This is a genomic window from Actinomadura sp. KC216 (genome assembly GCF_004348535.1).
In the GTDB taxonomy this organism is placed as follows: Bacteria; Actinomycetota; Actinomycetes; order Streptosporangiales; family Streptosporangiaceae; genus Spirillospora.
On sequence record NZ_SMJX01000400.1, the window covers coordinates 1 to 6,758 of the forward strand.

5 protein-coding genes are annotated in these 6,758 nt (G+C 72.8%); 3 read left to right on the plus strand and 2 right to left on the minus strand.

Annotated features, from left to right (window positions below; genetic code table 11):
• Positions 1–162 precede the first annotated feature (162 nt).
• The 3 genes from E1264_RS38310 to E1264_RS38320 all read left to right on the plus strand — a co-directional run bounded on the left by E1264_RS38310 (position 163) and on the right by E1264_RS38320 (position 5,060).
• A complete protein-coding gene (locus E1264_RS38310) occupies positions 163–2,685 on the plus strand; it encodes an ATP-binding protein (RefSeq protein WP_243711428.1) in 2,523 nt (840 codons plus the stop codon).
• 111 nt (positions 2,686–2,796) lie between these two features.
• Entirely contained in the window at positions 2,797–4,683 is a 1,887-nt protein-coding gene (locus E1264_RS38315) for a hypothetical protein (protein WP_132181762.1), read from the plus strand.
• A 17-nt stretch (positions 4,684–4,700) separates the two neighbouring features.
• Positions 4,701–5,060, plus strand: coding sequence for a DUF5955 family protein (locus tag E1264_RS38320; RefSeq protein WP_132181764.1), 360 nt, complete (start codon positions 4,701–4,703; stop codon positions 5,058–5,060).
• 21 nt (positions 5,061–5,081) lie between these two features.
• Here the strand turns inward: E1264_RS38320 and E1264_RS38325 are convergent, their stop codons facing one another.
• Positions 5,082–5,981, minus strand: a complete 900-nt coding sequence (locus tag E1264_RS38325; protein ID WP_132181766.1) for a hypothetical protein — start codon at positions 5,979–5,981, stop codon at positions 5,082–5,084.
• 139 nt (positions 5,982–6,120) lie between these two features.
• Positions 6,121–6,758: hypothetical protein (locus E1264_RS44125; protein WP_165964595.1), on the minus strand; the 638-nt coding region annotated here is incomplete at its 5' end.

Below are 6,758 nucleotides of genomic sequence, written 5' to 3' on the forward strand. Positions count from 1 at the left end.
GGGGTGCCTATCGGGGACGGGTGGTTGCGGCAAGCGGAGCGGATGGCGTGGACGCGGTGTCCTGGGCGGCTTGCGCCGCAGGTGGGGCGGGCCGATGTCGGGCCCGGGCTGTTCGAGGCGACGCTTGTGACGTTGATGGAGCGGCCCTTCGGGTGGTTCGTGGTGGCTGATCCGTGCGATGAGCGGCTGATCGACACCGAGATGCGGGAGCTGCATCACGAGCTGCGGATGCTGCGGCGGGGCGAGGACGAGCAGGCCAGGCTCGCGGTTGCGCGGGCGGACCAGCGGCTCGCGGAGCTGGACGCGTTCCGCGAGGCGGGGCTGTGGCAGGTCAGGGTCGTTGCGGGCGCGGCGACGCAGGCCGAACTGGGGCAGATCGCGCCGGTGTTGGTGGGGTCCATGGAGCTCGGGCACCATCCCTATCGGCTGAGGTCGGGGCAGGGCGGCGGGTCGTTCGCCGGGACGTTGCGGCCCGGGGTCGAGGCCGCGCCGGTGCGGTCGGTTGTCGAGCCGGACGAGCGGTTTCCCTTCGTCGCGACTGCGGGGACGCTGGCGGCGCTGGCCGGGTTGCCGCGCAGGGAGGTTCCGGGGCTGCGGGTGCTCGACGCCGGGTACTTCGACGTCACGTCCGAGACCGATGGGCAGGCCCCCGAGAAGGTGGAGGACGCGCAGATCGAGCTGGGCGCGATCCTGGACGGGCAGGACCGGCAGGTCGGGCGGCTCACCGTTCCCCGGTCGACCATCAACCGGCATGTGTTCGTGACGGGCGCGACGGGGGCCGGTAAGTCGCAGACCGTCCGGCATCTGCTGGAGCAGCTCACCCGCGCGGGCATTCCGTGGCTGGCGATCGAGCCGGCGAAGTCGGAGTACGCGGCGATGGCGGGGCGCATTCGGGATCTCGGCGGGCCGGTCACCGTGGTGAACCCGTCCGACCCGGGGTCGGTGCCCTTGTCGGTGAATCCGCTCGCGCCCGAGCCGGGATATCCGGTGCAGGCGCATATCGACATGGTGCGGGCGCTGTTCCAGGCGGCTTTCGACGCCGAGGAGCCGTTCCCGCAGATCATGGCGCAGGCGCTGCAGCGGGTCTACGAGAACAACGGGTGGGACGTGGTGACGGGCGCGGGCGTGCCCGGGTCGCTGATCGAACCGGCCGTCCCGACGCTGGAGCAGTTGCAGAACGCCGCGCTGCAGGTCATTTCCGATGTCGGGTACGGGCGGGAGTTGATGGCCGATGTCCAGGGGTTCGTGGACGTCCGGCTGAGGTCGTTGCGGATCGGGTCGGCGGGACGGTTCTTCGAGGGCGGGCACCCGGCCGACATCGGGGGGATGCTCCGCGACAACATCGTGCTCGCGATCGAGGACGTGGCGAATGATGAGGACAAGGCGTTCCTCATGGGGACGCTCATCATTCGGATTGTTGAACATTTGCGCATGCGGGAACGTCGCCGCGACCGCACGGACGGACCCGCGCTCCGGCACGTCATCGTGATCGAGGAGGCGCACCGGCTCCTCCGCAATCGCGGTCCGGAACGCACCAGTTCGCACGCCGTGGAGCTGTTCGCCGGGATGCTCGCCGAGATCCGCGCGTACGGGGAGGGGATCATCGTCGCCGAGCAGATCCCGACCAAGCTCGTCCCCGACGTGATCAAGAACACGGCGCTGAAGGTCGTGCACCGGCTGCCCGCGTTCGACGACCGGCACCAGGTCGGCGCGGCGATGAACTTGGACGACGACCAGTCCCGCGAGGTCGTGTCGCTGCGGCCCGGCGTCGCGGCGGTTTTCGCGGACGGCATGGACCGTCCGCTGAGGGTCCGTGTCCCGCTGGGCGAGGGCCGCGAGGCGGAGCTGCCGGGCCCGCCGCCGCCCGTGGACGGCCGCCGGTCGGCCGCGTGCGGCTGCGAATGCCGCTCGGGACGGGCCTGCACGCTCTACGAATTGCGCGAAGCCGATCTCGTCGCCGGGCATGCCGACTGGGCCTGGCTGAGGCTGTGGGCGGACACGCTGGTGCTCGCCCATGTCGTGAACCGTCCGATGCCCGCGGTGCCGCCCGAGCTGGGCCGCGCCTGGTCGCGGCTGGCTCCGCGGCTGCGCGAGTGCGCGCTGGCCACCGTGCTGGAGCGCGCGGTGTCGCGGCGGTCGCGGGCGCTGCGGACCGCGTACCCGCCGGCCGAGCTGACCGCCGCCGTCGCGAAGGTCGCCGGGCGGCTCCTCGACCTGGACGTCCCCGCGACGGCGCCCGGCCCGAACTGGGTCATCCCGCAGGTCAGATGGCTGCACGAGCTCGCCCGCCTCTTCCCCTACGACGACGGCCGCGCCCCCGACAAGCACGCGCCCGCCCCGCCGCTCGACTACCAGCTCCCCGGCCTGAAGCAGCCGCCGGACCCGAAGCTCGGCCACCGCCTGCGCGCGCTGCGCCGCCATCCGCTGTCGATGGAGCTCGAACGGAACCGTCCGATCGCGCTCACCGCGCTCTACGGCGACGACGACCAGTCGGGCTTCTACCAGGATCTGCCCGTCGTCGCGATCGGCTTCGACGAGGACGAGCAGGTCGACCATGTCGCCGAGACGATGCGCGTCGGCGAGTGGCTGGAGCCCGTGCTGAGCTGGTTCGAGCGCTTCGTCGCCCCGTTCGAGGACCCGTCCGCCGGCCTGCCCTTCCTCGACCGCGCCGCAGACGCTGAGTGACGGAGCGAAATCGGTCGGTTCCGGCATTATCTCACCGGTTGCTGGGATGGGTCGCTAAATTCTCCCGGGCACGGATCGTTCTGCCACACCGACTCTGTGGAGGGGCCGACGTTGGACGTGCAGACCGGCAGCCCGCCGAGCACCGCGTTCTTCCACCACGGGCCGGGCGGGCAGCCCCGGACGGGTCCCATGCAGAACCTCACCCGGTACCTGTGCGCGGCGATGTACCTCGACAAGGGCATGTGCGACGCGGTCCTCAAGGAGTACGTGTACGAGTCGCACCGCGCGGTCGTCCCGTCCCACGGGTACGACCTCGAACCGGTCATCAGGCACGCCCGCCAGGCCCGCCGGATGCGCATCGTCCGCGACGCCCTGCTCGTCGTGATCTGGGCCGGGCTTCTCGTCTTCGCGCCCATGCTCGCGATCCCCTACTTCGCGCTGTGCGCCTACGGGACGGTGCTCGTGCGCATTCCCTGGCGGCAGCTCTCCGGGTGGCGGCGGCTCGGACTCGCCGTGCTGGCGCCGTGGCCGCTGTTCTGGCTCCTCGGCATGGCGAGCCTCGGTTTCGCCACGGCCTTCTTCCTCCCGGCCGGGTTCCTGACGACGGGCGGGACGTTGGGGAACGCGGGACTCGGCCTCGCCATGGTCCTCCTCATCGTGCTGCCCCTGTCGATGGGGATCCCGACCGTGGCCCTCGGACATTTCGCCCTGGTCCTGCGACGGCTCGCCCGGGACCTCCAGCCGGGCGCGCACGGCCCAGGTCCCGACCCCGGCGGCGGCCGGTTCGCGAACGCGCTGGGGCACGTCCGGGCGTCCCAGGACGGCAACGTCACCCTCTACGCGGGCGACAACCCGTTCATCGGCGCAGGGCACCCGCGTTCGCCGGACGCGACGGTCTGGTCCGTCGTCCTGGAACTGGACAGGAAGGCGTCCGGCCCGCTCGGCAAACCGAACCCGCTCGGCAAGCAGGATCCGCCCGGTGAGGCCGGGGACGTTCCGGACGTCGATCCCGTCGTGATGCACGAGCGCATCCGCGCGAAGCTCCACGAGATGCGCGGCGAGCAGCGCTCCGGCGGGAACGGGGAACGTCCGCTGCCGCGCAACGAGCGGATCAACGGCCTCGTCACCGGATGGCATGTCACGGCGCGCGGCCGGTGCATGCAGCGCCCGCGTCCGGTGGACGACGTCATCGGCGCCCCCTACACGGGCCACCCGCTGATCGACCCGTCCGGGCGTGTTCCCTTCTCGGTGGCGTCCGAGGCCGCCATCGAGGCGGTCGTCCGGCACCCGCAGAGCGGGATCCGCTGCTTCCAGCACGTGACGATCGGCGCCCAGGGGCAGGCGGTCATCACCCCGGACGGCGGTGTCGTGGCTCCGGCGGAGGAGCACGACGCCGCGATGTCGGCGTTCATCCATCTCGCGGTCGAGGGGCGGATGCTGTACGGGCAGTTCGCCGCGACCGTGCTGCCGCCCGTCCGCCCCGCCTTCAAGATCGTGGACGAGCTGCCCGCGTGGGACGGCGCGAAGCTGCTGTGGAAGGCGTTCGTGCTCGGGTATCCCAGCCTGTTCGTCGCGCCGCTGCTCGCGCCGTCCCGGCTGGCGGGCGCGCTCTGGCGGATCCTGCGGGAGACGTTCGCCGCCGAGATCGCACCCGATCCGGCGACGGAGCTCGTCCACGACTACGGGGCCCGGATCAGCGTCCGCGAGCTGGCGGCGGACGCCGACCTCCAGGATTTCGTCCAGGACCTCGACGTCGACAAGTACACGCGGCTCATCGAACGCCGCGTCAACGAGGCGCTCCTCGACTACCTGGGCGACGAGTGCGGCATCGACGTGTCCGCGTACCGGACGCAGGCGGGCGTCATCCTGAACGAGGGCGTCATCATGACCGGCGGGACCGTGCACGGGCAGGTCGCCGCCGGGCGTCGCGTCCAGCAGCGGCAGAGCGGCACCGGCCGCACGGGCGGCACCGGCGGCGCCGGCCGTATCAACCCGTGACCGAACCGGAGGGCAGGATGAGCGAGCACGGCGACCGGGGCATCAGCATCGGCGGCAACGCCAACGTCTCCGGGCAGGTCGCCTCGGGCGACAACGTGACCCAGAACCAGCAGATCAACGCCGCAGGTCCGGCGCGGGAGGTGGCGGAGGCGCTCGCCCGCGTCGAGCGGCTGCTGGCCGACCATGCCGCCGCCGTCCCCGACCTCGGCCGGGCACGGCGGGATCTCGCCGACGTCCAGGAGGAGGCGGAGAGCGAGGATCCGGATCCTGAGCGCATGGGAGGGGCTCTGGAACGCCTCGGGCGGCGCGTGGGCGGTGTGGCGGTGCTGGCGGAGGCCGTCCGCCAGCTCGGCGCCGCCGTGGGCGTCGGAGGCTGACCGCCCCGGTCGCCCCGGTGGTCAGATGTCGTCGGCGGTGCGGGCGGGGAGGCCCGCCTGCTGGGCGATCGGGGTCCAGTAGCCGATGAACTCGTTCTTGGCGTCGCTGGCCCGCTGGTTGACGTCCGAGACCTCGCCGTCGGACGGGCAGCCGGGCGCGACGTCGAGATAGCGCTGGTTCGACTCGGAGGACGCCTCCAGCGCGCGGACGAGCGCGTCCCTCATCTGGGCGCCGTTGTCGAGGGCGGTCACGTCCAGGGAGCGGGCCTTCTCAAGCTGGGAGCGGCGGGCGTCCAGGACGCGCTGGAGCCCGCTCGCCTCGCAGCCGCCGACCACCACCGAGCCGAGGTCGGACCGGGTCGTGCCCATCTCGGCCAGCAGGGCGTCGACCGCCTTGGCCTGCTCGCCGACGTCGCCGCTGGGCGTCTCGCTCTGGGGGACGGCGTCCTGGCTCTGCTGCGTGGACGGCCCGCCGCTGCTCCCGGGATCGGCGGACGTGCCCGACCCGCTCGGCCAGAACACGATGCCGAGCGCGAGCCCGAGGAGCAGGACGACACCCGCCGCCACCAGGAAGTACGGGGTCCTGCTCGCCTTCGGCGGCGGGGGCGGCCGCCAGATCGCGGGTTCGGACGGCGCGGGCCCGCCCGGCGGGACGGACCACGGCTCGGGCGACAGCAGCGTCGACGTCTCGTCGGGCGTCGGCGGCATCGGCGTCGTGTACTCGGGCCCGGGCGGTCCCGGCGGGCCCGGCTGCCCCGGTGGCGACTGGTCGGGCGGTGGCGGGGTGTCCCACTGGCCGGGGCCCTGGGGCGACGCCGTCCATGGCGGCGCGGGCGGCGCGGGCGGCTCGTCGGGAGTCGTCGCGTCGCCGCCCGGAGGCGTCGCGCTGAGGGGTGCGTTGCAGCGCGTGCACCGGGGCAACGCCGACGTGGTGTCGCTTCCGCAGCCCGGACACCGCATGAGGCCCCCTACCCATCGGTTTCGACGGTGACAAGATACTTGCGCGGTCACCGGTCGGGAACCGTCTGCCAGAAGGTCGCAACCGGGTCGTGACCGGCCGTCACACCCTGCGCCAGCTCCGCGGCGGCTGGCCGGTCTTCTTCGCGACCGGGTTCCACAGGACGACGAACCGCTTCTTCGCCGACGTCGCGCGCTGCTCGATCGCCGCGCGTCCGGGAACCTGCGCGGCGCTCGGACGGGGCTTGCCGCGGCAGTTCGCCTGGTTCTGCTGCGCCCACCGCAGCAGGACCTGGTCGACCTGCAGCGACGCGGTCAGCGCCTCCGCGAGCGACCGGCGGAGCCGCTCGCCGTTCGTCCCCAGCTTGTCCACCTGGAGGGCCCTGGTGCGGTTCAGCTGGCTCTGGCGCTGCTGCGCGACCGTCTGGAAACCCTGAATGGCCTGCGGCAGCGTCTGGCACTTCGCGGCCCTGCCGAGCGCCCCGGCGAGGACGCGCCGCGTGCCGACGCTGTCGTTCAGCACCGCGTTCATCGCCGCGGCCTGCTCCTTCGTCGCCGCCGGGATCGGGTTCTTCTCCGCGACCTGCTTGTTCGACGGCGACGGGCTCGCTTTGGCGTTCGCGGACGGGTCGTCCCCGGACGGCCACGCCACGAAGACGATGGACCCCACCGCGACCGTGACCAGCGCGGCGACGGCGGCGATGAGCGGCTTGCTCGGCCCGCCCCCGCCCGGACGTCCAC